Source organism: Diaphorobacter sp. ED-3, assembly GCF_027625375.1.
GTDB classification, from domain to species: domain Bacteria; phylum Pseudomonadota; class Gammaproteobacteria; order Burkholderiales; family Burkholderiaceae_C; genus Diaphorobacter; species Diaphorobacter nitroreducens.
This window is the reverse complement of record NZ_CP115182.1, coordinates 332,958-359,572: the sequence shown is the minus strand read 5'-3', so window position 1 is coordinate 359,572 and position 26,615 is coordinate 332,958. Positions and strand designations below refer to the sequence as shown.

Annotated in this window: 27 protein-coding genes; 11 read left to right on the top strand and 16 right to left on the bottom strand. The window is 68.1% G+C overall.

All coding sequences use genetic code 11. The features are described from left to right. Window positions 1-110: 110 nt before the first annotated feature. The 7 genes from PCQ86_RS01730 to PCQ86_RS01700 all read right to left on the bottom strand — a co-directional run bounded on the left by PCQ86_RS01730 (window position 111) and on the right by PCQ86_RS01700 (window position 5,519). Window positions 111-617: a hemerythrin domain-containing protein gene (locus PCQ86_RS01730; RefSeq protein ID WP_011803722.1), complete on the bottom strand. Its 507-nt coding sequence runs from the start codon at window positions 615-617 to the stop codon at window positions 111-113. A gap of 148 nt (window positions 618-765) precedes the next feature. Next, a complete protein-coding gene (locus PCQ86_RS01725; RefSeq protein ID WP_196994557.1) occupies window positions 766-1,344 on the bottom strand; it encodes a hypothetical protein in 579 nt (192 codons plus the stop codon). Between the two features lie 76 nt (window positions 1,345-1,420). After that, window positions 1,421-1,636, bottom strand: a complete 216-nt coding sequence (locus PCQ86_RS01720; protein WP_011803720.1) for a CsbD family protein — start codon at window positions 1,634-1,636, stop codon at window positions 1,421-1,423. Window positions 1,637-1,883: 247 nt separating this feature from the next. Next, window positions 1,884-2,561, bottom strand: a complete 678-nt coding sequence (locus PCQ86_RS01715) for an ABC-type transport auxiliary lipoprotein family protein (RefSeq protein ID WP_270174731.1) — start codon at window positions 2,559-2,561, stop codon at window positions 1,884-1,886. 17 nt (window positions 2,562-2,578) lie between these two features. Then, a complete protein-coding gene (locus PCQ86_RS01710; protein ID WP_270174730.1) occupies window positions 2,579-3,556 on the bottom strand; it encodes an MlaD family protein in 978 nt (325 codons plus the stop codon). Further along, the gene (locus PCQ86_RS01705; RefSeq protein WP_012655342.1) at window positions 3,556-4,398 is read right to left on the bottom strand and encodes an ABC transporter ATP-binding protein; all 843 of its coding nucleotides are present in this window, start codon (window positions 4,396-4,398) and stop codon (window positions 3,556-3,558) included. The genes PCQ86_RS01710 and PCQ86_RS01705 overlap by 1 nt, the downstream gene beginning before the upstream one ends. A 2-nt stretch (window positions 4,399-4,400) precedes the next feature. Further along, entirely contained in the window at window positions 4,401-5,519 is a 1,119-nt protein-coding gene (locus tag PCQ86_RS01700; RefSeq protein WP_123675269.1) for an MlaE family ABC transporter permease, read from the bottom strand. A gap of 335 nt (window positions 5,520-5,854) precedes the next feature. Here PCQ86_RS01700 and PCQ86_RS01695 point away from each other — a divergent pair, with 335 nt between their 5' ends. From PCQ86_RS01695 to PCQ86_RS01665, 7 genes are all read left to right on the top strand, one after another. Continuing rightward, complete coding sequence (locus PCQ86_RS01695; protein ID WP_270174729.1) at window positions 5,855-7,549, top strand: GMC family oxidoreductase; 1,695 nt, start codon at window positions 5,855-5,857, stop codon at window positions 7,547-7,549. Window positions 7,550-7,848: 299 nt separating this feature from the next. Continuing rightward, window positions 7,849-8,607, top strand: a complete 759-nt coding sequence (locus PCQ86_RS01690) for a sulfite exporter TauE/SafE family protein (RefSeq protein WP_270174728.1) — start codon at window positions 7,849-7,851, stop codon at window positions 8,605-8,607. Window positions 8,608-8,644: 37 nt separating this feature from the next. Next, window positions 8,645-9,565 carry an arginase gene (gene rocF / locus PCQ86_RS01685; RefSeq protein ID WP_012655338.1) on the top strand — a complete coding sequence of 307 codons (921 nt, stop codon included), beginning with the start codon at window positions 8,645-8,647 and terminating at the stop codon, window positions 9,563-9,565. Between the two features lie 165 nt (window positions 9,566-9,730). Further along, a complete protein-coding gene (locus PCQ86_RS01680) occupies window positions 9,731-10,492 on the top strand; it encodes an ABC transporter substrate-binding protein (RefSeq protein WP_012655337.1) in 762 nt (253 codons plus the stop codon). Window positions 10,493-10,531: 39 nt separating this feature from the next. Continuing rightward, window positions 10,532-11,314, top strand: coding sequence for an amino acid ABC transporter permease (locus PCQ86_RS01675; protein ID WP_011803711.1), 783 nt, complete (start codon window positions 10,532-10,534; stop codon window positions 11,312-11,314). Further along, entirely contained in the window at window positions 11,311-12,063 is a 753-nt protein-coding gene (locus PCQ86_RS01670) for an amino acid ABC transporter ATP-binding protein (RefSeq protein ID WP_011803710.1), read from the top strand. Before PCQ86_RS01675 ends, PCQ86_RS01670 begins: the two co-directional genes overlap by 4 nt. A 132-nt stretch (window positions 12,064-12,195) precedes the next feature. Continuing rightward, a complete protein-coding gene (locus tag PCQ86_RS01665) occupies window positions 12,196-13,095 on the top strand; it encodes a DMT family transporter (protein ID WP_270174727.1) in 900 nt (299 codons plus the stop codon). Window positions 13,096-13,111: 16 nt separating this feature from the next. Here the strand turns inward: PCQ86_RS01665 and mrdA are convergent, their stop codons facing one another. From mrdA to PCQ86_RS01645, 4 genes are read right to left on the bottom strand one after another with little or no spacing between them, the layout of a single operon-like run. Then, entirely contained in the window at window positions 13,112-15,052 is a 1,941-nt protein-coding gene (gene mrdA, locus PCQ86_RS01660) for a penicillin-binding protein 2 (protein WP_270174726.1), read from the bottom strand. A gap of 27 nt (window positions 15,053-15,079) precedes the next feature. Next, complete coding sequence (gene mreD / locus PCQ86_RS01655) at window positions 15,080-15,601, bottom strand: rod shape-determining protein MreD (protein ID WP_011803707.1); 522 nt, start codon at window positions 15,599-15,601, stop codon at window positions 15,080-15,082. After that, the gene (mreC, locus tag PCQ86_RS01650; protein WP_252101690.1) at window positions 15,598-16,515 is read right to left on the bottom strand and encodes a rod shape-determining protein MreC; all 918 of its coding nucleotides are present in this window, start codon (window positions 16,513-16,515) and stop codon (window positions 15,598-15,600) included. Before mreC ends, mreD begins: the two co-directional genes overlap by 4 nt. 29 nt (window positions 16,516-16,544) lie before the next feature. Next, complete coding sequence (locus PCQ86_RS01645; RefSeq protein WP_135147851.1) at window positions 16,545-17,588, bottom strand: rod shape-determining protein; 1,044 nt, start codon at window positions 17,586-17,588, stop codon at window positions 16,545-16,547. Between the two features lie 206 nt (window positions 17,589-17,794). Here PCQ86_RS01645 and gatC point away from each other — a divergent pair, with 206 nt between their 5' ends. The 3 genes from gatC to gatB are packed head-to-tail and all read left to right on the top strand — an operon-like array spanning window position 17,795 to window position 21,067. After that, the gene (gene gatC, locus PCQ86_RS01640; protein WP_088887854.1) at window positions 17,795-18,094 is read left to right on the top strand and encodes an Asp-tRNA(Asn)/Glu-tRNA(Gln) amidotransferase subunit GatC; all 300 of its coding nucleotides are present in this window, start codon (window positions 17,795-17,797) and stop codon (window positions 18,092-18,094) included. Between the two features lie 10 nt (window positions 18,095-18,104). Continuing rightward, complete coding sequence (gene gatA, locus PCQ86_RS01635) at window positions 18,105-19,607, top strand: Asp-tRNA(Asn)/Glu-tRNA(Gln) amidotransferase subunit GatA (RefSeq protein WP_103736826.1); 1,503 nt, start codon at window positions 18,105-18,107, stop codon at window positions 19,605-19,607. A gap of 2 nt (window positions 19,608-19,609) precedes the next feature. Beyond that, entirely contained in the window at window positions 19,610-21,067 is a 1,458-nt protein-coding gene (gene gatB / locus PCQ86_RS01630; RefSeq protein WP_135149727.1) for an Asp-tRNA(Asn)/Glu-tRNA(Gln) amidotransferase subunit GatB, read from the top strand. 71 nt (window positions 21,068-21,138) lie between these two features. On the opposite strand, the gene PCQ86_RS01625 is transcribed toward gatB, so the two are convergent. Together PCQ86_RS01625 and pyrE are read right to left on the bottom strand one after the other, a co-directional pair. Further along, entirely contained in the window at window positions 21,139-21,822 is a 684-nt protein-coding gene (locus tag PCQ86_RS01625; RefSeq protein WP_270174725.1) for a DUF4124 domain-containing protein, read from the bottom strand. Window positions 21,823-21,887: 65 nt separating this feature from the next. Beyond that, complete coding sequence (gene pyrE, locus PCQ86_RS01620) at window positions 21,888-22,598, bottom strand: orotate phosphoribosyltransferase (RefSeq protein ID WP_012655328.1); 711 nt, start codon at window positions 22,596-22,598, stop codon at window positions 21,888-21,890. 10 nt (window positions 22,599-22,608) lie between these two features. On the opposite strand from pyrE, the gene PCQ86_RS01615 reads away from it, so the two are divergent. Beyond that, window positions 22,609-23,412, top strand: coding sequence for an exodeoxyribonuclease III (locus PCQ86_RS01615; protein ID WP_011803699.1), 804 nt, complete (start codon window positions 22,609-22,611; stop codon window positions 23,410-23,412). A 104-nt stretch (window positions 23,413-23,516) separates the two neighbouring features. Here the strand turns inward: PCQ86_RS01615 and PCQ86_RS01610 are convergent, their stop codons facing one another. Genes PCQ86_RS01610 through PCQ86_RS01600 form a run of 3 tightly spaced genes read right to left on the bottom strand, consistent with a single transcriptional unit; the run spans window position 23,517 to window position 26,523 of the window. Then, window positions 23,517-24,557 (bottom strand): phosphotransferase, encoded by a 1,041-nt coding sequence (locus tag PCQ86_RS01610; protein WP_103736828.1) that lies wholly within the window; start codon window positions 24,555-24,557, stop codon window positions 23,517-23,519. Further along, the gene (locus tag PCQ86_RS01605) at window positions 24,554-25,336 is read right to left on the bottom strand and encodes an SDR family NAD(P)-dependent oxidoreductase (protein WP_270174724.1); all 783 of its coding nucleotides are present in this window, start codon (window positions 25,334-25,336) and stop codon (window positions 24,554-24,556) included. Before PCQ86_RS01605 ends, PCQ86_RS01610 begins: the two co-directional genes overlap by 4 nt. Further along, on the bottom strand, window positions 25,333-26,523 hold the full coding sequence (locus PCQ86_RS01600) for an acyl-CoA dehydrogenase family protein (protein WP_270174723.1): 1,191 nt from the start codon (window positions 26,521-26,523) through the stop codon (window positions 25,333-25,335). The genes PCQ86_RS01605 and PCQ86_RS01600 overlap by 4 nt, the downstream gene beginning before the upstream one ends. Between the last annotated feature and the right edge of the window lie 92 nt (window positions 26,524-26,615).

Sequence of the window (26,615 nt, the reverse complement as noted above, 5' to 3'; positions counted from 1 at the left end):
CGGGACGCCACGCCGCGCCACTCCGGCACAACCTGTCGCCAAGCGCCACACGCACCCGGCGCGGCGCCGCACCGCCCCAGTTTTGCAGTTCTGCTGAGCCGGCCGATCGTTCAGGCCACGGCGGCGGGCTGGGCGGGGGTGTCGTCACCCGAAGAGCAGGCCCCACCGCAGCCGTGGATCAGATCGTCGGGCAGCGCGCCCGGCTTCTGCACGCTGCCCGTGGCGGGGTCGAAGCCCACGCGGCGCAGGTGCTGGGCGAGGGACGCGTCCATGGCGTCCGTATGCTGGGGGAACCATACGGCCAGCTCTGCAGCCATCTCGCGCAGGACATGCAGCTCGCCCTGGCGCGCGCGGTCGGTGCCCTCGCGCATGATCTTGAGCACCACCTGGTGCTGCGTGCTGTGGCAGTTGCCCGCGGCAAAGCGGGTGGCCTGCATCCAGCGGTCCTCCTGGGCGAAGTGGGCGTCGGTGTGCGCCACCAGGTCTTCCCAGGCACCGATAAGCGCCACGTCATCGGCGCTCTCCACGGCCTGCAGCAGTGCCACGAATTCCTGGTGCGTGTGGTCCATCTGCGGCAGATCCAGTGCGAGTTCCTCGGACCATTGCAATGCGGCCATGGGCGGTCTTTCCTTCCTGTGCGGCGTTGTGAAGCGGCGCGAGCTTAAGAAAAACCGCCACCGGCGGTATTGACACATGTCATGTCGGTGCCGCTGGTGGGGGACAAAAAAAGCCCCGCCAGAGGCGGGGCTGCACATGTTTGCCGGTTTATTGGCCGTAGGTGCGCTTGGCATCGGCCACGCACTTGTCCTTGGCGTCACCGCTCATGGTGTCGCAGCGCTCCTTCGCAGCCTTGTAGTTGGCTTCGCGCTGGGCCTCTGCGGCGTCCTTCTTGGCCTCTGCGACATCGGCGCGCTTCTCGGCGGTGGAGTCGGCGGGCTTGGCCTGCGCGCGCTGCACCTTGGCGTTTTCCTTGGCGGCCACATGGGCGGCCTTGGCGTCCTTCACGCAAATGTCCTTGGCGTCGCCCTTCTGGTCGTCGCATTTTTCCTTGGCCACTTCATAGTCAGCATCGGCACGGGCCTCGTTCACGTTGTAGGTGGCCTTGTCGCTGGGCCTGTACTGGGCTTCCAACTCGGCCTTGGCCACCTTCTCGCGGCCCTTGGCCTCCTTCATGCAGACGTCCTTGGCGTTGCCCTTCAGGGTGTCGCACTGCGCCTTGGCAGCCTTGTAGTCAGCGCCGATGCGGTCCTTGGCGGCGTTGTATTCCTCCTTGGTCATGGCCATGCCCGAAGTGGCCATCAGGGCAGCGGCCGCCAGGGCCAGCAGATTGCGTGCGTTTTTCATGGAATGTCCTCCAGATGAATGTGATGGAAATTGGATCTCGCAGGGCGCGCGAGTCATGCCCCTGCGGCGCGTTGCGTCAGTCGTAGCGGAAGTCGGGGTTGCGCTGCTCCCAGCCCTTGAGCTGTTCCTCGGCCGCCTCCCGGGCCAGCCCGTGGCGCTCCTGCAGCTTGCCCAGCAGCTGGTCGCGCTTGCCGGCGATGACGTCCAGGTCGTCGTCGGTCAGCTTGCCCCATTGCTCCTTCACTTTGCCCTTGAACTGCTTCCAGTTGCCTTCAATGCGGTCTTCGTTCATACGTCACTCTCCTGTAGCGGTTGTTGAGGGATCGCCTGCCTGGCCCCTGTACAGCGCCGGGCATTGCGAGGCGATGAATGGACTCTAGGCAGGTGCTCGGCGGCAGCGCGTCGGTGCGCGCACGCAAGCCGCGTCAGCCCAGGGCGACAGCGGCATGTAGGCCTCCGCGCCGTCGCCGGTGCGCGGTGGGCAAAAAAAAGAGACATGCGCAGGCATGTCTCTTGAGGGGTTGAAAAGGCGCAGGCGCTCAGCGGCCGGACTGCTCCACCCATGCGGCCAGCTCTTCGGCCACCTGGGCCGCCGCATCGGCCAGGGCCTTGGCGCCGCCGGCGGCATCGGGCGTGGCGGCATCGCGCCGCGCCACGAACACCCGCTGCGCGACCAGCGTCTCACCCGCGGTGCTCGCGTCGGCCAGCACGGCGCGCACACGCACCAGGCCGGCGCTCGCCTGGGGCGCGCCGAACACATGGCTGAACTCCTCCAGCTCCAGGCGCAGCACGCTGGGCATGCGGCCGCGCTCCAGCAACACGGCCATGCCGTCGTCGCCTGAGAGCACCGCGCGGCGCTGGCCCAGGCGCTCGCGCACCGCCTGGTGCAGCAGCACGGCGGGTGGCAGGCTCCAGCGCGCCTGGGTGTAGGGGCGCAGTTGCTGGGCGTTGGTATAGGCCAGCCGGTACAGCAGCGCGGTGCTGCCCTCGGGCAGGCCCGTGGCGGTCACCTCGGCCAGCGCGATCGGCGGCAGCGGCGCGCTGGCCGCGGGGCCCGGCGCCTGCAAGGGACCGGGGCCGAAGTCGTACACATCGGCGCGCACCGGCGGCTCGGGGAGGATGGAGCAGCCTGCCATCAGCGCCATAAATGTGAAGCCAAAAATGGCTTTAACGCTTATCTGGTGAGCGCAAACAGCTATCATTTTAATAGTCATCATAGGGTCCTTGCAATGCGTCAGGGCTGCGCTGCGGGAGCGGTGAAACCGGGCTCGCCGGGCCCCGCGGCCGAGCGGCCTGGTCCATAGATGAGCGACTGCGGGTTGTCGTTGATACCCGAGGCCGTGCGGCCCACGCGGCGCGCGGCGCGCGCGGTTTCGTCGGCCGCATGGTTGATGCGCGGCAGCGTGACGCGGCCGAAGCGGTCGGCCGCGCCGGCCAGCGACTTGGCGCCCGCGGCGATCTCGTCGAGCGCGCCGCCCTCGGCCTGCAGCGTGCGGATGGCCTGGCTGACGTCGTTGGCGGCCGTGGCCGCGCTGCTGCCCGCCTGGCGCAGCGCCTGCAGGGTCTGCTGCGTGTCCTGCACCAGCGGCGGCACGCCCGCCAGCGCGGGGTCCAGACGGGTGGTCACGGTGTTGTCCAGGCGGCGCGCGAGCTGGTCGATGCTGCCCGCCGCGTCGCCCAACTGCTTCAGTGCCGTGGAAAAGCGCTGCTGGTTCTCGTCGCCCAGCAGGGTGTTGATGCGCTGCGTGGCCTCCTGCACCTGGCCCAGGATGGCCGGGCCCTGCTCGGCCAGTTGGCTGAACGAGGAGCTGTGCAGCGGCAGCCGCGGCAGGCCGCTGGCGCCCGGCGGCGGCGCGGGCAGCGGCGCCTCCGCGTCGTCCAGCTGCACATGGGCCAGGCCCGTCACGCCTTGGTAGCCCAGCGTGGCGAAGGTGGTGGGGCTGATGGGCGCGTCCGCATTCACGGCGATACGGATCAGCACGTTGCCCGAGACCTGCGGGTCAAAACCGATGTGCATGACCTTGCCTACGGCCACGCCCTTGTAGCGCACGGCTGCCTGGGGCTGCAGGCCGCTCACGCTGTCCTTGCTGGACAGCTCGTAGAGCTGGTAATCGGTCTGGTCGCGCGTGAGCCACATGCCGAGGCCGGCCAGCAGCGCCGCCACGGCGATCACGAAAATGCCTGCGGCCAGGGCATGGGACTTGTTTTCCATCAGGCTTCCTTGGACGAAGAGGCGGCGGGCGGCTGGGCCATGGCACGGCGGCCGCGTTCTCCGAGAAAAAAGTGGTGAATGAAGGGATGGTCGAAGCGCGCGACCTCCTGCGGCGTGCCGGTGACGATGACGCGCCGGTCGGCCAGCACGGCCACGCGCGTGGACAGGGCGTACAGGGTATCCAGGTCGTGCGTGACCATGATCACCGTGAGGCCCAGCGCCGCATGCAGCTCGCGCAGCAGCGCGCAGAACTCGTCGGAACTGCTCGGGTCCAGCCCCGCCGTGGGCTCGTCCAGCAGCAGCAGCGGCGGGTCCATGATGAGCGCGCGCGCCAGGGCCACGCGCTTGATCATGCCGCCCGAGAGGTCCGCCGGCATGCGCGTGGCGTGCTCGGGCTTGAGCCCCGCCAGGCGCAGCTTGACCATGGCCGCGTCGTTGACCAGCGCGGGTGGCAGCGTGCCCAGCTCGCGCAGCGCGAAAGCAATGTTGTCCAGCACGTTGAAGGCCGAGAACAGCGCCCCGTGCTGGAACAGCATGCCCACGCGGCTGCTGGCGCGCTCGCCGCCGACCAGCTCAGCCGCCGAGCGGCCCAGCACCTCCACGCTGCCGCGCGTGGGCCGCGTGAGCCCCAGGATGTGGCGCAGCAACACCGTCTTGCCGGTGCCCGAGCCTCCCACGAGCGAGAGGATCTCGCCGCGCTGCACGGTGAGCTGCAGGTCGTCGTGCACCGTGAACGCTTCGTCACCCCGGCCGAACACCGTGGCCAGGCCGCGGATGTCCACCACCGGCGGCTCAACCACGGCCCGGGTGTCGGCGTCTGCGGCGGGGCGGGTGGCATCCATGGCTAGAAACCCACGTTCTTGAAAGCGACGGCGAACAGCGCGTCCACGATGATCACCATGGTGATGGCGCTCACCACCGAGGCGGTGGTGCCTTCGCCCAGGCTCTGGGTGTTGGGCTTGACGCGCAGCCCCCAGTGGCAGCCGATGAGCGCGATGAACACGCCGAACACCACCGACTTGGACATCGCCAGCCACAGGTTGGACACATTCACGGCGGCAGGCAGGGCCTGCGCGAAGTAGGCCGACGAGATGCCCATGGTCAGGTCCGCAGCCAGCATGCCGCCCGCCAGCGCAGCCAGCGTGGTCCACAGGGCCACCAGGGGCATGGCCAGCGCCAGCGCCAGCGCACGCGGCATCACCAGGCGAAAACCGTGCGGTATGCCCATGACGCGCATGGCGTCCAGCTCCTCGGTGACGCGCATCACGCCGATCTGCGCGGTGATGGCCGAGCCCGATCGCCCCGCCACGAGGATGGCGCCCAGCATGGGCCCCAGCTCGCGGATCAGCGAGATGCCCAGGATGTTCACGATAAACGCTTCGGCGCCGAACTGCCGCAACTGCAGCGACATGAGATAGGCCAGCACCACGCCGATCAGGAAGCCCACCAGCGCCGTAATGGGCAGCGCCGTGGCGCCCATGCGGTACAGGTGGCCCGAGATGTCGCGCCAGGGCCCGCGCCGCGGGTTGCGCAGCAGGCGCAGCACGTCCAGCACCAGCTGGCCCACCAATATCACCAGATGGCGCACATGGTCCAGCGCGTGCAGCACCAGCACGCCCAGGCGGTCCACCTGGTCGCCCAGGCGCCAAGGCGCGGGGGGCTCGCAGGGGGTGGTGTACTGCGCCACGCGCTCCAGCATCTCACGCTGGTTCTCGGTCAGTTCCAGCTGCTCGGGCCAGGCGCGGCCCCAGTGGTTCCACAGGATCTGCGCGCCCACGTGGTCCAGACGCTGCACGCCTTGCAGGCTCCAGGCAACGCCGGGACCGCACTCCTTGAGCTGCGCCGCCACCCGCCGCCAGGCCCGGCGGTCGGCAAAAGCCGCGGCCACCCACTCGCCCTGCGGCTGGGCAAGGGGCCTGGCAGCGTGGTCCTGCACGACCGATGGAGGGTGGGTGACGGGCATGGTGGTCGGGAAAGAGGCCGGGCGACCGGCTGGCGCCGGCGCCACTGGCGGCGCCCGCAGTTTTGCATATTCCGGCGGCCGCGCCGCGCACGGGGCTGACGCGGCGCATCATTCCACAGATTGGCGCGTGGCAAAAGCGAGGCCCGCCGGCGCTTGAAAAAACATCAAAAACCGGTCGTGACGCACCCGCAGCGCGCGCTGCCACTATCAAAAAGCGTAGCGCAGCGGGGTTTCCCTCTCGACACCCGAGTGCCGAATCGCACAATCGATTGCTGCACTGCGGCAGCCCCGGCGCTGGCGCGTTGCGCTCCTTCCCTGACGTGCGATCGGCATCCATGAGCGACACCACTTTCGACTACATCATCATCGGCGGCGGCACCGCCGGCGCCCTGCTGGCCAACCGGCTCAGCGCAGACCCCAAGAACCGTGTGCTGCTCGTGGAGGCCGGCCGCAGGGACGACTACCACTGGATCCACATTCCCGTGGGCTACCTGTATTGCATCGGCAACCCGCGCACCGACTGGCTCTATCACACCGAGGCCGACACCGGCCTGAACGGCCGCAGCCTGCGCTACCCGCGCGGCAAGGTGCTGGGCGGCTGCAGCAGCATCAACGGCATGATCTACATGCGCGGCCAGGCGCGCGACTACGACCAGTGGGCCCAGATCACGGGCGACGACGCCTGGCGCTGGGACAACGTGCTGCCGGCCTTTCGCCGCCACGAGGACCACTGGCGCCTGGACCAGCCCGAGGGCGTGAACGAGAACTTCAAGCGCCTGCACGGCAGCAAGTCCACAGGCAGCTCGGGCGAATGGCGCGTGGAAAAGCAACGCCTGCGCTGGGACATCCTCGACGCCTTCGCCCAGGCCGCGCAGCAGGCCGGCATTCCCGCCACCGACGACTTCAACCGCGGCACCAACGAGGGCGTGGGCTATTTCGAGGTCAACCAGAAGAACGGCTGGCGCTGGAACACGGCCAAGGCCTTCCTGCGCCCCACCTGCTACGGGCGGCCCAATTTCGAGATGTGGACCTCGGCCCAGGTGACGCGCCTGGTACTGGACCGTCAGCCGGACGGCAGCCTGCGCTGCACCGGCGTGCAGGTGTGGACCGGCGAGGAAATGGTCACGGCCCACGCGCAGCAGGAGGTGATCCTGAGCGCCGGCGCGGTGAACTCGCCACAGATTCTGCAGCTGTCGGGCATCGGCCCCGGCGCGTTGCTGCAGCGGCACGGTATCGACATACAGGCCGACCTGCCCGGCGTGGGCGCCAACCTGCAGGACCACCTGCAGATCCGCGCCGTGTACAAGGTGCAAGGCGTGCCCACGTTGAACATGCTGGCGGGCAACCTGCTGGGCAAGGCCAGGATCGGGCTGGAATACGCCTTCAAGCGCAGCGGCCCGATGAGCATGGCACCGTCGCAACTGGGCGCCTTCACACGCAGCCAGCCGGACCTGCCGCACCCCAACCTTGAGTACCACGTGCAGCCCCTGTCGCTGGAGGCCTTCGGCGAGCCGCTGCACCGCTTCCCGGCCTTCACGGCCAGCGTGTGCAACCTGAACCCCACCAGCCGCGGAACCATCCAGATCAAGAGCCCGGACTTCCGCACCGCGCCGGCCATCGCTCCCAACTACCTGTCCACGCCCGAGGACCGCCAGGTGGCCGCCGACAGTCTGCGCGTCACGCGCCGCATCGTGGCCCAGCCCGCACTGGCTTCCTACCAGCCCGAGGAATACAAGCCCGGCCCGCAGTACCAGAGCGACGAAGACCTCGCCCGGCTGGCGGGCGATATCGCCACCACCATCTTCCACCCCGTGGGCACTACGCGCATGGGCCGGCTGGACGATCCGCAGGCCGTGCTGGATGCGCGCCTGCGCGTGCGCGACGGCCGCGGCGGCGTGGTGGCCGGCCTGCGCGTGGTGGACGCGGGCGCCATGCCCACCATCACCAGCGGCAATACCAATGCACCCACGCTGATGATGGCCGAGATGGCCGCCCAATGGATTCGCAGCGAGGCGCGTGCCCCAGTTTGAACCAGTGGCAGCAGGTGCGGGAAACCACCAATGCACCAACGGGGTGCGTTTTATTACAGTCCATGCACTCGAAGCGCGCCTCGGCTCGCCAACCGAGGGGACCGAGGAGACAACAGCCCTAACACAAGAACATCAACCATCCAATCAGGCATCCGCAACGAGATGCCCCTTCACAAGGCACCCGCAACCCGGGTGCCTTTTTATTTATCGAGACTTTCAGCAAAAGTGGCCCCAGCGCCCGCAGGGTGGGCGCAAGCAGCTACTGATTCCGTAGCGGTGGCGGTGCGACAATCGCGCCCATGGAATGGATCATCGTCTCGCTGGCCTCGCTGCTGGCCGGCTTCGTGGACGCAATCGTCGGCGGGGGCGGCCTGATCCTGCTGCCCGCCCTGTTCGCCACGTTTCCCACCGCGCCGCCGGCCACGCTGATGGGCACCAACAAGAGTGCCGCCATCTGGGGCACGGGCATCGCCACGTGGCAGTACAGCCGCCGCGTGCAGATGCGCTGGCGTGCCATGCTGCCGGCGGCGCTCGCGGGATTCGTCGGCGCGTTCGCCGGCGCCTGGGTGGTGACGCTGATCTCCGCCGATTTCCTGCGCAAGCTCCTGCCGCTGGTGCTGGTGGCGCTGCTGATCTACACCCTGGCGCGCAAGGACCTGGGGCGCCACCACGCGCCGCGCCTGGCTGCAGGGCGTGAAACCCTGGCGGCCTGCGCCATCGGCGTGACCATCGGTTACTACGACGGCTTCTTCGGCCCCGGCACGGGCAGTTTCTTCGTGTTTCTCTTCGTGCGCGTGCTGGGCTACGATTTCCTGAACGCGTCGGTGTCCGCCAAGCTGCTGAACCTGGCCACCAACGTGGCCGCGCTGATCCTGTTCACGGCCAAGGGCCATGTCTGGTGGCACTTCGCGCTGCCGCTGGCCGTGGCCAACGTGGTGGGCAGCCTGCTCGGCGCCCACCTGGCGCTGAAGCACGGCGCGGGCTTCGTGCGCGGCATCTTCATCCTGGTGGTGGGCATGCTGATCCTGAAGACCGGCTACGACGCGTTCCTGCGCTGACCCGATCCACCCGCATTCACTGGCAAGGAGAGACCCGATGACGACCCTGACCCTGATCGGCGCCCCCACCGACGTGGGCGCCAGCGTGCTGGGCGCCAGCATGGGCCCCGACGCGCTGCGCATCGCGGGCATCGCGCGGGCCATGCAGGCACGCGGCTTCGACGTGCGCGACCAGGGCAACCTGGCCGGCCCCGGCAATCCGCAGGCCGAGCCCGCCAGCGGCTTTCGCCACCTGGCCGAGGTCGCGGCCTGGAACCGGGCGGTGTACGAAGCCACGCACGCCGCGCTGCAGGCGGGACAGTTGCCGCTGCTCATGGGCGGAGACCACTGCCTGGCCATCGGCTCCATCAGCGCCGTGGCGCAGCACTGCCGCGCGCGCGGGCGGCGGCTGAAGGTGCTGTGGTTCGACGCGCACGCGGACGCCAACACCCCCGAGTCCTCCCCCAGCGGCAACCTGCACGGCATGCCTGTGGCGTGCCTGCTGGGCCACGGTCCGGCGCAGCTCACGCGCCTGGCCGGCCCCGATGCGCCGCCGGCGCTGCAGTCCGGGCAGATCACGCTGATCGGCGTGCGCAGCGTGGATGCCACCGAGAAGCGCTTCGTCAACGAGCACGGCATCGAGGTGTACGACATGCGCACCATCGACGAGCTGGGCATGCGCGCGGTGATGCAGGCCGCGCTGGCCGACGTGGACCAGGACACGCACCTGCACGTGAGCTTCGACATGGATTGCCTGGACCCGTCGGTGGCCCCGGGCGTGGGCACCGGCGTGCGCGGCGGCCCGACCTACCGCGAGACCCAGCTGTGCATGGAGATGCTGGCCGACTGCGGTGCGCTCGGCTCGGCGGACCTGGTGGAGCTGAACCCTGCGCTGGACGTGCGCAACCAGACGGCCGAGCTGGCCGTGGACCTGCTGGAGAGCCTGTTCGGCAAGTCCACGCTGATGCGCCCGCAATGACCCTGGCCCCCGGGTTTGCGTCAATGCGGCGCACCAGGGGCCGCTCTCTATAATGTGACCGCCTCGTGACGCCGCCCTTACCCGGGCTTCTTGCGCAGGCGTTGGTTTCCGGCTTGTGATCCGCAATGCCGGATTTTTTGTACCTGAAGCAAGCAGGAACTCCCTATGAAGATGTTCAAGACCCTGGCCACTGCTGTGGCGCTGTGCGCCGCCGTTGTCGTGCAGGCGCGTCCCCTGGAAGAAATCCAGAAGAGCGGCACCATCATCCTCGGCTCCGAGGGGCAGTACGCGCCGTTCAACTTCTTCAAGGGCAAGCAGCTCACGGGCTACGAGATCGAAGTGGCCGAGGCCGTGGTCAAGAAGATGGGCCTGAAGTACGAGTGGAAGACCGTCGGCTTCGACGCGCTGCTGACCGGCCTGGCCCAGGACCGCTGGGACCTGGTGATCGCCTCGCACGCCATCACCGACGAGCGCTCCAAGGCCGTGACCTTCACGCTGCCGCACTACTGCTCGGGCGGCATCATCGTGTCGATGAAGCCCGAGGTGGCCAAGGCCGCCGACCTGAATGGCAAGGTGGTCGCCGTGCAGACCGGCACCACCTACCTGGACGCCGTGAAGAAGGTGCCCGGCGTGAAGGACGTGAAGAACTTCCCCACCGACGAAGCCGCGCGCAACGCCCTGGCGTCCAAGCGCGTGGACGCCTGGGTGACCGACCGCTTCGTGGCCAAGGAAATGCTGGCCAAGGCGCCCAAGGCGGGCTTCCGCACGGGCGACATGCTGTTCGTGGAGCAGGTGGCCTCCGCCGTCTCCAAGGGCAACCAGGGCCTGGCCGACGCCTGGAACAAGGCGCTGAAGGAAGCGATCGCCGACGGCACTGTGGGCAAGATCTCCCAGAAGTACTTCCAAGAAGACGTCACCTGCAAGTAACCGACTGCGCCGGGCCTGCGGGTCCGGCCCGCTTTGCCCATGCTTCTCGCTCTCTGGCCCGCACACTGGAGCCGCACCCAGCGCAGCAATGCAACGCTGGTGGCGGCTTTGGTGTTGATGGCGCTGGTCCTCGCCCTGCTCGGCCAGTTCCTCTCCTTCTTTCCTGAGCCCATCGGCTCCAACGCGGAGCTCTTCTCCGAAGGCGCGCTCACCACGCTGTACCTGACGCTGGTCAGCGGCACCGTGGGCCTGCTGCTGGGCACCGCCGCGGCGCTGGCGCGCACCTCGCGCCTGGCCTGGCTGCGCTGGGTGGCCAGCTTCTACATCTGGGCGATCCGCGGCACGCCGCTGCTGGTGCAGATCCTGTTCGTGTACTTCGCGCTGCCCGTGCTGGTGCCGGGCCTGAACCTGCCCGACTTCGCCGCCGCCGTGGTGGCGCTGGGTCTGAACGTGGGCGCCTACAACGCCGAGGCCATCCGCGCCGGCCTGCTGGCCGTGCCGCGCGGGCAGACCGAAGCCGCGCGAGCACTCGGCCTGTCGCGCACGCACGTGTTCTTCGACGTCGTGTTCCCCCAGGCCTTCAAGATCGCGCTGCCACCGCTGGTGAGCAACTTCGTGGCGCTGCTCAAGGACTCGTCGCTCGCCTACGCCATCGGCGTGGTGGAGCTGACCAACGTGGGCAACCGCATCCAGTCCGCCACCTTCCAGCCCGTGGCCACGTTGACCACGGTGGCCATCACCTACCTGATCCTGACCACGCTGGTGACGCAGGTCACCCATGCCATCGAGTACCGCTTTGACGTCGAAGGGCGTGTGAAATGAGCCACGCCGCTTCCGCCAATCCCTACATCGTGTGCAAGGACGTGCGCAAGGCCTTCGGCAGCCACGAGGTGCTCAAGGGCGTGTCCACCGTGTTCCGCACGGGCGAGGTCACCGTGATCATCGGCGCCTCGGGCTCGGGCAAGTCCACGCTGCTGCGCGCCATCAACCGCCTGGAGCCGCATGACAGCGGCAGCATCACCATCGACGGCGTGGAGGTCACCGACGACCCGCGCACGCTGCAGCTGCAGCGCAGCGAAGTGGGCATGGTGTTCCAGCAGTTCAACCTGTTCGGCCACATGACGGTGCTGGACAACGTGACGCTGGCGCCGCGCCGCATCCGCCACACGTCGCGCCGCGAGGCCAACGACAAGGCCATGGCCCTGCTCAAGCGCGTGGGCATGCAGGACCATGCGCACAAGTACCCCTGGCAGTTGTCGGGCGGCCAGCAGCAGCGCGTGGCGATTGCGCGCGCGCTGGCCATGGCGCCGAAGGTGATGCTGTTCGACGAGCCCACCAGTGCCCTTGATCCCGAGATGGTGCAGGAGGTGCTGGACGTGATGCGCGAGCTGGCGCGCGGCGGCATGACGATGATCGTGGTCACGCACGAGATGGGCTTCGCGCGCGAGGTGGCGGACCGCGTGATGTTCTTCGACCAGGGCTGCATTGCCCACGATGCGCCGCCGGCCGAGTTCTTCTCCAACCCGGCCAACGACCGCATCCGCTCCTTCATCGGGCGCATGAGCCACTGACCCGCCGGGCGGCACGGTGCGGCCGCTTATAAAACCATAGCTGCCAGCGCTTGATGTACTTGGGTTCCGATATGAAAACATATCAGAATCCTTTTGAGACAAGCGCCAACAGCTCTCATTTTTGAAGAAGCCATGCGTTCCGAACGCCAGGGCCTGCTGGCCCTCCTGCTGGTGGTCGCCGTCTGGGGCACCACCTTCCCTGCGATGAAGATGATGTCCGCGCACCTGGATGCGCTGCAGATCATCTGGGCCCGCTTCGCGATTGCGCTGCTGGTCCTGGCGCCGCTGTGGCGCGGTCTGCGGCGCACGGAACTGCGCTGGGGTCTGCTGCTGGGCGCCCTGCTGTTCCTCGCGTTCTGGCTGCAAATCGAGGGGCTGGCGCGCACCAGCAGCAACCGCAATGCGTTCGTCACCGGGCTGAACGTGCTGGTGGTGCCGCTGTTGGCCATGGCCGTGCTGGGCCGGCGCTATGGCGCCGCGCTGTGGGCGGCCTGCGCCATGGCGTTGGCCGGCATGGTGCTGATGTTCCACGAGAACGAGCCGTGGAACCTGGGCGACACGCTGACGCTCGCCAGCACGCTGTTCTATGCCATCTACATCCTCACGCTGGAGGAATGCGCGCGCCGCACGGCGGCCCGGCCGCTGCGCGCCACACGCATGGCGGCGGTGCAGGCGCTGGTGATGTTCGCCGCGGCCAGCGTGCTGCTGCTCGCGCGCCATGGCGAGGTCGCCACATCGCTGCAGGCCCTGGCGGACCTGCCGGCGCACGCGCTGACGGCGCTGGCCTACCTGGGCGTGGTGGCCAGCGTGCTGGTGGTGACGCTGCAGGCCTGGGGCCAGCAGCGCGTGGATGCCATGCGCAGCGCCATCGTCTTCGGGCTGGAGCCGGTGTTTGCCGCCGCCACGGCCTGGGTGCTGATCGGCGAGCGCCTGGGCGCGGCCGGCCTGGCGGGCGCGGCGCTGATCGTGGCCGCCCTGGTGGTGAGCCAGTTGCCGCCGCCGCGCGCACTGGCGCGTCCTTCCGCACCCTGATCGGGCGCAAGAGCCCTCAGGGCATCGCGAGCGGCACGTCCGCCGCGTTGCGCGGCGTGCCCATGGGAGCACCGGCCTGCCCCTTGGAGACGGCCGCCAGGTCTTGCTCGCTCGGGTACTGGCCCAGCAGCCAGTAGTCGAACACGCGGCGCACGATGGGCGCCGCCGCCGCCGCGCCAAAGCCCGCGTTCTCCACGATCACGGCCACGGCGATGCGGGGCTCCTCCACGGGTGCGAACGCGGCAAACAGGGAGTGGTCGCGCTGGTGCTCCTCCAGCAGCTTGGCGTTGTACCGCACGTTCTGCCCCAGGCTCACCGCCTGCGCCGTACCGGTTTTGCCCGCCGAGGTGTAGGGCGCGCCCGCGAACACGCGCCGCCCCGTGCCCGCCTGGTTCACGGCCATCAGCGCGTTGTTCACGATCGCCACATGCTTGGGGTTGTAGCCCAGGTGCTCGCCGGGGGGCTGCTGCACCTCGGTCACCTGCCCGCCCACCTGGTCTTTCACGGCCTTGATCAGGTGCGGACGGTGGCGGGTGCCGCCGTTGGCCAGCGTGGCCTCGGCCACGGCCAGCTGCAGCATGGTGAAGTTGTTGTAGCCCTGGCCGATGCCCAGCGACACTGTCTCGCCCGAGTACCAGCGCTTGGCCTCCGGGCGCTTGTAGGTGTTGCGCTTCCACTCGGTGCTGGGCAGCACGCCGCGCACTTCGCCCCCGATGTCGATGCCGGTGATCTGCCCGAAGCCCAGCGGCTTCATGAAGTCGTGGATGGCGTCCACACCCATCTCCACGGCCAGCGAATAGAAATAGGTGTTGCTCGAATACTGGATGGCGCGGTGCATGTCCACGCCGCCCAGGCCGCCTTCGTGACTGCGGAAGGTGCGCCCGCCATAGTTGTAATAGCCCGGGTCGTTGAACACCTGCCCCGCCGTGCGCTTGCCCAGCTCCAGCGCGGCCAGCGCCATGAAGGGCTTGTAGGTGGAGCCGGGAGGGTAGGTGCCGCGCAGCGCGCGGTTGAGCAGTGGCTTGTTGATGGACTCGTTGAGCGCCTGCCAGTTTTCCTGGTCGATGCCCTCGACGAACAGGTTGGGGTCGAACGTGGGTTTGGACACCAGCGCCAGCACCTCGCCGTTGCGCGGGTCCAGCGCTACCAGAGCGCCGCGGCGCTCGCCGAACATATCTTCGATCAGCTTTTGCAGCTTGATGTCCAGCGACAGCATCACCGTGTTGCCCGGCGTCGCCGGGTGGCTGTTCAGGCGCCGCACGGCATGCCCGCCGGCCGAGGTCTCCATGCGCTCGAACCCCGTCTGGCCGTGGAGCGTGGATTCGAAGCTCTGCTCCACCCCCAGCTTGCCGATGTAGTCCGTGCCGCGGTAGTTGGCCGCATCGTCCGAGTCCTCGATGCGCTCCTTTTCGCGCTGGTTGATGCGGCCGATGTAGCCGATGGCGTGGCTCGCCACCTCGCCCAGCGGGTAGTTGCGAAACAGCCGCGCCTTGATGTCCACGCCGGGGAAGCGGTAGCGCTGCGCCGCAAAGCGCGCCACCTCTTCGTCCGACAGCCGTGTGCGAATGGGCAGGGAGTCGAAGCTGCGCGACTCCTCGCGCAGACGCTTGAAGCGGCGCCGGTCGCGCGGCTGGATGTCCACGACCTCGGCCAGCGCGTCGATCGTTGCCTCCAGGTCCATGGTCCGCGAGGGCGTGATCTCCAGCGTGTATGCCGAGTAGTTGGTGGCCAGCACCACGCCGTTGCGGTCCAGGATGAGGCCGCGGTTGGGCACGATGGGCACGACCGCCGTGCGGTTGCTCTCGGCCTGGTCCGCGAGGTCCTCGTGGCGCACCACCTGCAGCACCACCAGGCGCGCGACGATCAGCAGGAATGCCAGCAGCACCACCACGCCCACGACGAACACGCGCAGGCGAAAGTGCCAGACATCGGCCTCGGCATTGCGCAGTTCGGTCATCCGCAGCGGCCCTTCACCCCTGCGCGCTCACAGCGGCCGGTTTTCATCGCGGTCGGGCGGGCGGCGCTGGGGCGCCAGCAGCACCCAGCTGGCCAGCGGCCAGAGGGCGGCCTCCAGCAGCGGTGCCACCAGGCCTTCGAAACCCGGCAGGATGCCCCCGCCGATAGCTACGCGCAGCAGCAGTTCAAGCGCATGGGCCGCAAAGAACAACGGCAGCAGTTGCAGCGCCTGCAGCAGCGGGCCGAACCACAGCAGCCGGCGGTGCGTGTATTGCGCGCCGAACATCAGCAGGCAGTACACCAGCGCATGCTGGCCCAGCAGGGCAGACTGGTACACATCCAGGCACAGCCCCATGAGGAAAGCCACCCCCAGCCCCACGCGCTGCGGCTGGTGCATGCCCCAGAACACGAGCAGCACCATGACCCAGTCGGGCGTCCAGACCACGCGGCCCAGTGGCAGCATGTTCAGCGCCAGCGCGGCCACCAGGCTGGCAGCGATGAAGACCGGATTCACGGGCAGCAGCAGCTGCTGGCCCTTGGGCATGATCATTTGCGGCCTCCGCGCTTGGGCGCCGCCGGCTCGGGTTCGGGGCGCGGCGGCAGGTCGGCCACCACTGGCTTGAGCACCATCACATGGCGCGCTCCGTACATCTGCGCCACGGGAGCGCAGTAGATGCGCGCAAAGGCGGAGTCGGCGCGCCGCTCCACGCGCAGCACGCGCGCAACCGGCAGGCCCGCGGGGTACAGGCCGTCCACGCCGCTGGTGGTGAGCAGGTCGCCTTCCTGCACATCCGCATTGCCCGGCGTGAAGCGCAGCTCCATGCCTCCGCCATGCCCGGCCACCGGGTCGCCGTAGGCCACGCTGCGTGCACCGGTGCGCAGGTTGAGCACAGGAATGGCCTGGTCGCGGTCGATGAGCAGCGTGACTTCGCTGAGCATGGGGAACACGCGCGTGACCTGCCCCAGCACCCCCGAGGCATCCATCACCGGCGAGCCCGGCTCCACGCCTGCCAGCTGCCCACGGTCCACCATCACACGCCGCGTATAGGGGTCTGCCGTGTCATAAATCACTTGCGCGGCCGTGGCCTCGGTGGTCAGGCGCTCGCGCAGTGCCAGCAACTGGCGCAGCTCGGCGTTCTCGCGCAGCAGCTGCTCGGCCTCGCCGGCGCGCACAGCCATTTGCGCCATGGTGCGCTGCGCGTCGTCCATGCCCTGCTGTGCGGCCTGCAGCGACTGGAAGTATCCAGCCCCCTTGTCCGCGAACTCCACCGGCTGCAGCATCAGCCATTGCAGCGGGTACAGCGCCGTGGAGACGGCCTTGCGCAGCGGCTCTGTCAGGTGAAAGCGTGCGTCCGCCACCATCAAAAACAGCGCCAGGGCGCTGTAGAGGGTGAGGCGGGAGAGCGGCGATGGCCCCTGCTTGAACAGCGTCGGCGCCGAACGGTCCAGGGTTCCCAGTGGCATGCGGACAGCTCGTCAGGCGCGGTTCGGGCTCAGTCGCTGGTGAAGATGCTGCCCTGGCGGTCCATGCGCTCCAGCGCGATGCCGCAGCCGCGCACCACGCAGGTCAGGGGCTCCTCGGCCACCAATACGGGCAGGCCGGTTTCCTCGGCCAGCAAACGGTCCAGGTCGCGCAGTAGCGCGCCGCCGCCGGTGAGCATCATGCCGCGCTCCGCAATGTCGGCGCCCAGCTCCGGCGGGGTCTGCTCCAGCGCGTTCTTGACGGCGGAGACGATCTGGTTGAGCGGCTCGGTCAGGGCCTCCAGCACCTCGTTGGACGAGATGGTGAAGCTGCGCGGCACGCCCTCGGAGAGGTTGCGGCCCTTGACCTCCATCTCCTTGACCTCGGAGCCGGGGAAGGCAGAGCCGATGTTCTTCTTGATGGCCTCGGCCGTCGGCTCGCCGATCAGCATGCCGTAGTTGCGGCGGATGTAATTGATGATGGATTCGTCGAACTTGTCGCCACCCACGCGCACGCTGCCCTTGTAGACCATGCCGCCCAGCGAGATCACGCCGACCTCGGTGGTGCCGCCGCCGATGTCCACCACCATGGAGCCAGAGGCCTCGGATACCGGCAGGCCCGCGCCGATACCGGCGGCCATGGGCTCTTCGATCAGGTACACGGCGGTGGCGCCGGCCGCTTCGGCCGCGTCCTTGATGGCGCGGCGCTCCACCTGGGTGGAGCCGCAGGGCACGCAGATGATGATGCGCGGGCTGGGCGTGAGCACCGAGCGGGGATGCACCATCTTGATGAACTGCTTGATCATCTGCTCGGTGATCACGAAATCGGCAATCACGCCGTCCTTCATCGGGCGGATGGCGTCGATGTTGCCAGGCACTTTGCCCAGCATGGCCTTGGCCTCGTGGCCCACGGCCTGGATCACTTTCTTGCCATGCGGGCCGCCCTCGTGGCGGATGGCGACGACGGAGGGTTCGTCGAGCACGATGCCCTTGTCGCGGGCGAAGATCAGGGTGTTGGCTGTGCCAAGGTCAATGGCCAGGTCGGTGGAGAAGTACCGACGGAAAGCTCCGAACATGCAGGGGTCCTCTCAGGCACGGCATGCACGTCGGCCTGCCGTCGCCGGATATTACGGGGGTGTTTGTTGGCTTTTTTCGCACAATGACCGGCAATGTGGAGGTCTAGCGGCAAAGCCGGGATAATAACGCATCCCCTGTGAATAACTCCCCCTGGCGGAGCCCGGGAAACCGCTTTACATCTGGTTTCCGCCCGTCCCTCTTCCCTATGGCACTGACACCCCAGGATATCGGCCGCATCGCCAATCTGGCCCGGCTCGAACTGAGCCCCGGCGAAAGTGAGCGCATGCTCACGCAACTCAACGGTTTTTTCGGCATCGTCGAGAAGATGCAGGCTGTGGATACCCATGGCATCGCCCCCCTGTCGCACCCGGTGGCGGTGGTGCAGGATGTGCAGCTGCGCCTGCGCGAGGACGTGGCCAGCGAGCCCGACCAGCGCGAGGCCAACCAGCGCAGCGCGCCGGCCGTCGAGCGCGGCCTGTTCCTGGTGCCCAAGGTCATCGAGTGAGGACGACAGCATGAGCAACACCCCCTCCTCCGAACTCCACGACCTGGGCATCGCACAGCTGACCAGCGCACTGCGCAGCAAACAGGTCTCGGCCGTCGAGGCCGCGCAGCATTTCCTGGCCCGCGCACGCCAGCACCAGAACCTGGGCGCCTACGTCGCCATGAACGAGGACGCCACCCTGGCGCAGGCCCGCGCGCAGGACGCGGCCCTCGCCGCCGGCACGGCTGCCCCGCTGGCCGGCGTGCCGATCGCGCACAAGGACATCTTCGTCACCCGCGACTTCCCCAGCACCGCCGGATCGAAAATGCTGGCCGGTTACCAGTCGCCGTTCGACGCCACCGTGGTCACTCGCCTGGCCGATGCCGGCTGCGTGACGCTGGGCAAGCTCAACTGCGACGAGTTCGCCATGGGCTCGGCCAACGAAAACTCCGCCGTGGCGCCCGTGGGCTGCGACGCCCCCGCACCGGTGCGCAACCCCTGGGACACCAGCCGCATCCCCGGCGGCTCCTCGGGCGGCAGCGCCGTGGCCGTGTCCGCGCGCCTGGCGCCGGCCGTCACCGGCACGGACACCGGCGGTTCCATCCGCCAGCCGGCATCGTTTTGCGGCGTCACCGGCATCAAGCCCACCTACGGCCGCGCCAGCCGCTACGGCATGATCGCCTTCGCCTCCAGCCTGGACCAGGCTGGCCCGATGGCCCGCTCGGCCGAGGATTGCGCGCTGCTGCTGTCGGCCATGTGCGGCCCCGACCCCGACCGCGACTCCACCAGCCTGGACGTGCCGGCCGAGGATTTCAGCGCCCAGCTGAATGACTCCATCGACGGCCTGCGCATCGGCATCCCGGCCGAGTTCTTCGGCGACGGCCTGGCGGGCGACGTGCGCGCCGCCGTCGATGCGGCACTGAAGGAGTACGAGAAGCTCGGCGCCAAGCTGGTGCCCATCAGCCTGCCGCGCACGGAGCTGTCGATCCCCGTGTACTACATCATTGCGCCGGCCGAGGCGTCGTCCAACCTCTCGCGCTTTGACGGCGTGAAGTTCGGCCACCGCGCCAAGGACTACGCCGATCTGGTGGACATGTACAAGAAGACCCGCGCCGAAGGCTTCGGCGACGAGGTCAAGCGCCGCATCATGATCGGCACCTACGTGCTCTCGCACGGCTACTACGACGCCTACTACCTGCAGGCGCAGAAGATCCGCCGCATGATCGCGGACGACTTCCAGAACGCCTTCAAGGATTGCGACCTGATCGCCGGCCCCGTGGCGCCCAGCGTGGCCTGGAAGCTCGGCGAGCACGGCAACGACCCGCTGGCCGATTACCTGGCCGACATCTTCACCCTGCCCGCGTCGCTGGCCGGCCTGCCCGGCATGAGCGTGCCCGCCGGCTTTGGCGCGGGCGGCATGCCCGTGGGCCTGCAGCTCATCGGCAACTACTTCCAGGAGGGCCGCCTGCTGAATGCCGCGCACCGCCTGCAGCAGGCGACCGACTTCCACCTCCGTGCGCCGGAGGGCATCTGACCATGACCGCGAAACTCATCCAGGGCTACGAAGTCGTCATCGGCTTCGAGACCCACACCCAGCTCGCCACCCGCAGCAAGATCTTCAGCCGCGCCAGCACCGCCTTTGGCGCCGAGCCCAACACCCAGGCCTGCGCCGTGGACCTGGCGCTGCCCGGCACCCTGCCGGTGATGAACCGCGAGGCCGTCGCCTGCGCTATTAAATTGGGACTGGCCCTTGGCTCCCACATTGCGCCAGAGAGCATTTTTGCGCGCAAGAATTACTTCTACCCGGATCTGCCCAAGGGCTACCAGATCAGCCAGTTCGAGATCCCGGTGGTGCAAGGCGGCGAAGTCTCCTTCTATCTGGGCGATGAGAAGAAGACCGTGCGCCTGGTGCGCGCCCACCTGGAGGAAGACGCGGGCAAGTCGCTGCACGAGGACTCCTCATTGGGTGGAGGGGGCCAGTCGGGCATCGACCTGAACCGCGCGGGCACGCCGCTGCTGGAGATCGTGACCGAGCCCGACATCCGCAGCAGCGAAGAAGCCGTGGCCTACGCCAAGGAACTGCACAAGATCGTGACCTGGATCGGCATCTGCGACGGCAACATGCAGGAGGGCAGCTTCCGCTGCGACGCCAACGTCTCGGTGCGCAAGCCCGGCCAGCCCCTGGGCACGCGCCGTGAGATCAAGAACCTCAACAGCTTCAAGAGCATGCAGCAGGCGATCGACTACGAGATCCGCTGGCAGATCGAGGAGATCGAGGATGGCCGCGCGATCCAGCAGGCCACCGTGCTGTTCGACCCCGACACGGGCGAGACGCGCGCCATGCGCACCAAGGAAGACGCGGCCGACTACCGCTACTTTCCCGACCCCGACCTGCCGCCGCTGCGCATCGCCGCGCCCTGGATCGATGACATCAGGGCCCAGATGCCCGAGCTGCCGCGCGCGATGGCCGCGCGTTTCGTGCAGCAGTACGGCCTGCCCGAGTACGACGCCACCACGCTCACGCAGAGCCAGGCCATGGCGGCCTATTTCGAGGACGCCGCCAAGGGCTGCGGCCAGCCCAAGCTCGCCTCCAACTGGGTGATGGGCGAGATCTCGCGCCGCCTGAATGCCGAGGAGATCGGTGTGGAGCAGGCCAAGGTGAACAGCGCCCAACTGGCGGCGCTCATCGGCCGCATCAACGACGGCACCATCAGCAACAACGCCGCTCGCCAGGTATTCGAAGCCTTGTGGAGCGGCGAAGGCCATGACGTGGACGCCGTGATCGAGGCCAAGGGCCTCAAGCAGATGAACGATACGGGCGCGCTGGAGAAGATCATCGACGAGGTGATTGCCGCCAACGCCGCCAACGTGGAACAGTACAAGGCCGGCAAGGACAAGGCCTTCAACGCCCTCGTAGGCCAGGTGATGAAGGCCAGCAAGGGCAAGGCGAACCCCCAGCAGGTCAACGACTTGCTGAAGGCCAAATTGGCCTAAAACGCAGGCCAGTCGAGCGCTGGCAGCTATCAAAAAAGAAGGCTCCCGTTGGAGCCTTTTTGTGTGCCGTCTCAGCGCGAGGCGCCGGGCGATACGAGCGTGGATTGCGGCGGCACCAGTTGCGACGCCGCCGCGCGCTGGGCCGCCCATAACTGGCGCAGTTGGGCCAGTTCGGCGTCGAAGCGCTGGTGGATGCGGCGCTTTTCCTGGTCCTGCGCGGTCAAAAAGCGCTGCTGCTCGGCCACGGCCTCATCGTTCTCGGCGATCTGGCGCTGCAGCTTCATCGGCGCCTTGAGCGGGTCGCGGCGGTAGAACTCCATCTCGCCGTCAATGCGCTTGCGCTCGACCTGCAGTTCCTGGATGCGCTTGCGTGCTACGGCCATGACCTCGTCCACCTGCACGAGGGCGGCCTCGCGCTCAACCTGGTGGGCCGCCTCGTCGGGGTAGCGCGCCATCAGCACGCGCTCGCGGCGGCGCTCTTCGGCAATGCGCGCGCGCTCCTGCGCCTCCTTGCGGCGCTGCACTTCCAACGCGGCACGCTCGTGTTCGGTCAGCGTGGGGCCGATGCGGCGCCGTTCGGCACCGGTGTGGTCCAGGATGCGCTGCTCGCGGTCCACGCAGTCGGCGATGGGGCGGTCGGCGGTGATGCGCCGTCCGCTCTTGTCGATGCAGGTGTACACCTCTTGCGGCGGCTTCGGCTGCGCCCAGGCGACCGGGGACAATAGGCCCAGCGCTGCGGCGGTTGCTCCTGCCATGAACCAGCCCGCGTGTCGTGTGCCTGCTTTCAAAACCCCTGCCCTCCTGGCTGCTGCCGTTGTTTTCAGTCGTTCACGCCGTAGCGCTGGCGATAGGCCAGCACCCGCTCGTGGTGCTCGCGCATCTGCGTATCGCCGCCACCCGCCGATAGGTATTGCAATAAGTCTGCCAGCTTGGCGATAGCGCAAACCTGCATGCCCAGTTCACGGCGCACGTACTGCACGGCGCTGTGGTCCACGTCCTGCCCATTCTCGGTGGCCTTCTCCTGGCGGTCGAGGGCAATCGCAATCGCATGCGGCGTGGCACCCGCGGCGCGGATCAGCGCGATGGACTCGCGCGCGGCGGTGCCGGCGCTCATCACGTCGTCGATGATGAGCACCTTGCCCTGCAGCGGCGCGCCCACCAGCGTGCCGCCCTCGCCATGGTCCTTGGCCTCTTTGCGGTTGTAGGCAAAGGGGACGTTCTTGCCCAGGCGCGCCAGCTCCACCGCCACCGTGGCGGCCAGCGGAATGCCTTTGTAGGCGGGGCCGAAGACCATGTCGAACTCGACGCCGCTGGCCAGCAGGGCTTGTGCATAGAATTGCGCCAGCCGCCCGAGCTTGGCGCCGTCGTCGAACAGACCGGCGTTGAAGAAATACGGGCTCATGCGGCCTGCCTTGGTCTTGAATTCACCAAAGCGCAGCACCCCTGAATCCACAGCAAACCGCACGAAATCCTGCGCCAGGCGGGCTTGGCTCGCCCCTTGTTCCACCGTCTGCGCGCTGTCTGTCACCATGGATGCACCCTTGTTCAAATTAACCAGTCTCAACCTCAACGGCATCCGCTCGGCCACGTCCAAAGGGGTCGAGGCATGGATTGCCCAAAGCCGGCCGGATTGTATTTGCGTACAGGAAATCAAGGCCCAGTCTGCGGACATGCAGGGGCGTTTCGAGGAACTGGCCGGCCTGAAGGGCTACTTCCATTTTGCGGTGAAGAAGGGCTATTCCGGCGTGGGCATCTATGCGCGCCACGAGCCCAGCGACGTGGTCATCGGCTACGGCTCCAGCGAGTTCGACACCGAGGGGCGCTACGTGGAACTGCGCTTTGACACGCCCGCGCGGCGCCTGTCCATCATCAGCGCCTACTTCCCCAGCGGCTCCTCGGGCGAGGAGCGCCAGTTGGCCAAGTTCCGCTTCCTGGAGGAATTCCATCCGCACCTCATGCGGCTGAAGGCCGAGCGGGAGTTCATCCTGTGCGGCGACATCAACATTGCCCACCAGCAGATCGACCTGAAGAACTGGCGCAGCAACCAGAAGAACAGCGGCTTTTTACCCGAGGAGCGCGCCTGGATGACAAAGTTGTTGCACATCTCTGACCCCGCGGGCGGGCTGGTGGACGTTTACCGTCAGTTACAGCCGGAGACCACGGACGCTTGCTACACGTGGTGGAGCAACCGCGGCCAGGCCTATGCCAACAACGTGGGGTGGCGCCTGGACTACCACCTGGCGACGCCCGCCATCGCGGCGCTCGCGCGTACCGAGGAAATCTACAAGGCGCAGAAGTTCAGCGACCACGCGCCCATCACCGTGGGGTACGAGCTGTCGCTCTGAATTCAGGAGCTATTCGCGCCGGGTGTTCGGCATTTTCCACGCGCTTTCGCATGGAAAAGCTTACATATCCAGCGCGAACAGCTTCTATTTTCATAGCGACCTGCTTACTGGCGCCCGGCCATGTAACGCTGCGCCGCCTCCCAGCCCAGTTCGGCCAGCGGTCCGGCCTTGGCGCCCGTCTCCACCGCATCGGCGGCCGCGGCATTGCCGTCCTGCGCCCGCTGGGCGATGCCGTGCAGGATGGCCGCCATGCGGAACAGGTTGTAGGCCAGGTAGAAATCCCAGTGCTCCGCCGCCTGGCGTCCGGTGGCCTGCTCGTACCAGCCCACGTACTCGCTTTCCTGAGGGATGCCCAGCGCCGCGAGATCGAGCCCGCCGATGCCGCGCCACAGGGTGGGCGGGATGCGCCAGGCCATGCACTGGTAGGCCAGGTCGGCCAGCGGGTGGCCCAGCGTGGACAGTTCCCAGTCCAGCACGCCGATCACGCGCGGCTCGCTGGGGTGGAACACCAGGTTGTCCAAGCGGTAGTCGCCATGCACCAGCGTGGTCTCGTCGTCCTGCGGCAGGTGCTGGGGCAACCAGTCCATGAGCCGCTCCATCGCCGGCGTGACGGGTACCGTGGCCTCGCGGCACTGGCGCGACCAGCGCGCGACCTGGCGGCCCACGTAGTTGCCAGGTTTGCCGTAGTCGGCCAGGCCCACGGCGGCGTAGTCCACGGCGTGCAGCGCGGCGATCACGCGGTTCATCTCGCGGTAGATGGCGGTGCGCTCGGCCGGGTCCATGCCGGGCAGCGACTGGTCCATGAGCACGCGGCCCTGCAGAAACTCCATCACGTAGAACGGCGTGCCCAGCAGCGCCGCATCGTCGCAGTAGGCCAGCATGCGCGGCACGGGCACGGCCGTGTCCTGCAGCGCGCGCATCACGCGGTACTCGCGGTCGATGGCGTGGGCCGATGCGATCAGCGCCCCCGGGGGCTTCTTGCGCAGCACGTAATTGCGGCCTTCCGCCGTGGTGATGCGAAAGGTGGGGTTGGACTGCCCGCCCGCCAGTACCGTGGCCGCGAGCGGCCCCGTGCCCGCCAGGCCCTGCGCGCGCAGGTAGTCGCCCAGCGCGTCCAGCGGCAAAGAAGTGGACGCGCCGCTCATAGCGAACTCACCAGGTGCGCGCCGTCGACCGCCACCGTGGCGCCCGACATGGCGGCGCCGGCGTCGGACGCCAGCAACAGCAGCGGCCCGTCCAGGTCCGTCAGCTCGCCAAAGCGCCGGCTGGGGATGCGGCTGCGCAGCTTGTCGCCCGCCTCGCTGGTGAGGAAGTCGCGGTTCAGGTCGGTCACCACGTAGCCGGGCAGCAGCGCGTTCACGCGGATGCGGTGGCGCGCCAGCTCCAGCGCCATGGCCTTGGTGGCCTGGACCACGCCGGCCTTGGAGATGGCATACGGCGCCACGCCGCCCGCCACGCGCTCACCCAGGATGGATGCCACGTTGACGATGGCGCCGCCCTTGCCCGCAGCCACCATGCGGCGCGCGGCCTCGGTGGCGACAAGCCAGCAGCCCTTGAGGTTGGTGTCCAGCACCTGGTCGAAGTCTTCTTCGGTCTGCTCCAGCAGCGGGCGCGTCACCGTGACGCCCGCGTTGTTGATGACCACATCGGGCACGCCCCAGGCGCCCACGGCGCCCACGGCGTCCAGGCACGCGCGCACGCTGGCGGCGTCCGTCACGTCCAGCGTGAACGCCCGCGCCTCGCCGCCCGCGGCGGCGATGTCATCCACCACGCCCTGCAGCTTGTCGGCCCGGCGCGCGGCGACGGCTATGCGAGCGCCCACCGAAGCCAGCAGCCGCGCGAAATGCTGGCCCAGGCCACTCGATGCGCCGGTGACCAGCACCACGCGGCCGTCCAGACGAAAGGGCGTCAATGCATCGCTCATGCCACCTCCTTGGCTGCGGCGGCCTTCTCGGCCATGTGCACGAGCTTGCGAGCCATGCTCCAGCGGTGCACCTCGCTCGGGCCGTCGTAGATACGAAAGGCCCGCATGTCGGTGAAGATGCGCATCACCGGCGTCTCGCCCGTCACGCCCTGCCCGCCCAGGATCTGCACGCTGCGGTCCACCACGCGCCACTCGGCCTCGGAACACACCACCTTGGCGCGGCTGGACTCGAAGTTGCACTTCTCGCCCTGGTCCAGCATCCATGCGGTGTGCCAGATGTGCAGGCGCGCGGTGTGCAGGTCCATGTCGTTGTCGGCCAGCATGTAGCCCACGCCCTCGTGCTCGGCCAGCGGCTTGCCGAAGGCGTGGCGCTTGCGCGCGTATTCCAGCGCCGTATCGTGCGCGCGGCGCGCCTGGCCCAGCCAGCGCATGCAGTGCGTGAGGCGCGCGGGCGCCAGGCGCACCTGCGCGTAGCGAAAGCCCTTGCCCACCTCGCCCAGCACATCGGCTGCGGGCACGCGCAGGTTGTCGAAACGCAGCACACCGTGCCCGCCGGTGAAGCAGGCGTCCATGGCGTCCATGTTGCGCTCCAGCACGATGCCGGGCTTGTCCATGTCGGTCAGGAACATGGTGGCCGAACCGTCCTCCATGCGCGCCATGACGATGGCGTAGTGCGCGCCTTCTGCGCCGGTGATGAACCACTTGCGGCCGTTGATCACGTAGTCGTCGCCATCCCGCACGGCCGTGGTGTCCAGCATGGACGGGTCCGCCCCCGCGCCGGGCGCGGGCTCGGTCATGGCGAAGCACGAGCGCCAGTCGCCGGCCACCTGGCCGCGCAGCCAGCGCTCCTTCTGCGCGGGCGTGGCCACCTCTTCCATCAGGTGGATGTTGCCCTCGTCGGGCGCGTGAATGTTGAGTGCCGTGGGGCCCAGCCAGGAGTAGCCGGCCTCCTCGAACACCACGGCCTTTTCCACATGCGTGAGGCCCATACCGCCCATGGCGCGGGAAGCATGGGGCGTGAGCAGCCCTGCCGCCTTGCCGCGCGCCACCAGCTCGTGACGCAACGCCTCGCTCGGGCCGTGGTGGGACTGGCGCTCGTCGTTTTCCAGGGGGATTACCTGTTCGGCGATGAATTGCCGCACCTTGTCGCGCAATGCGCGCAGTTCAGGGGAGAGAGAAAAGTCCATGCGGGCCTCGTAGAAGGTCAACCAGAACACCTGGCATATTGCGGATGATATTGTTGAACAATTTTGAAAACAATACCCCTGCCGTTGTGCTA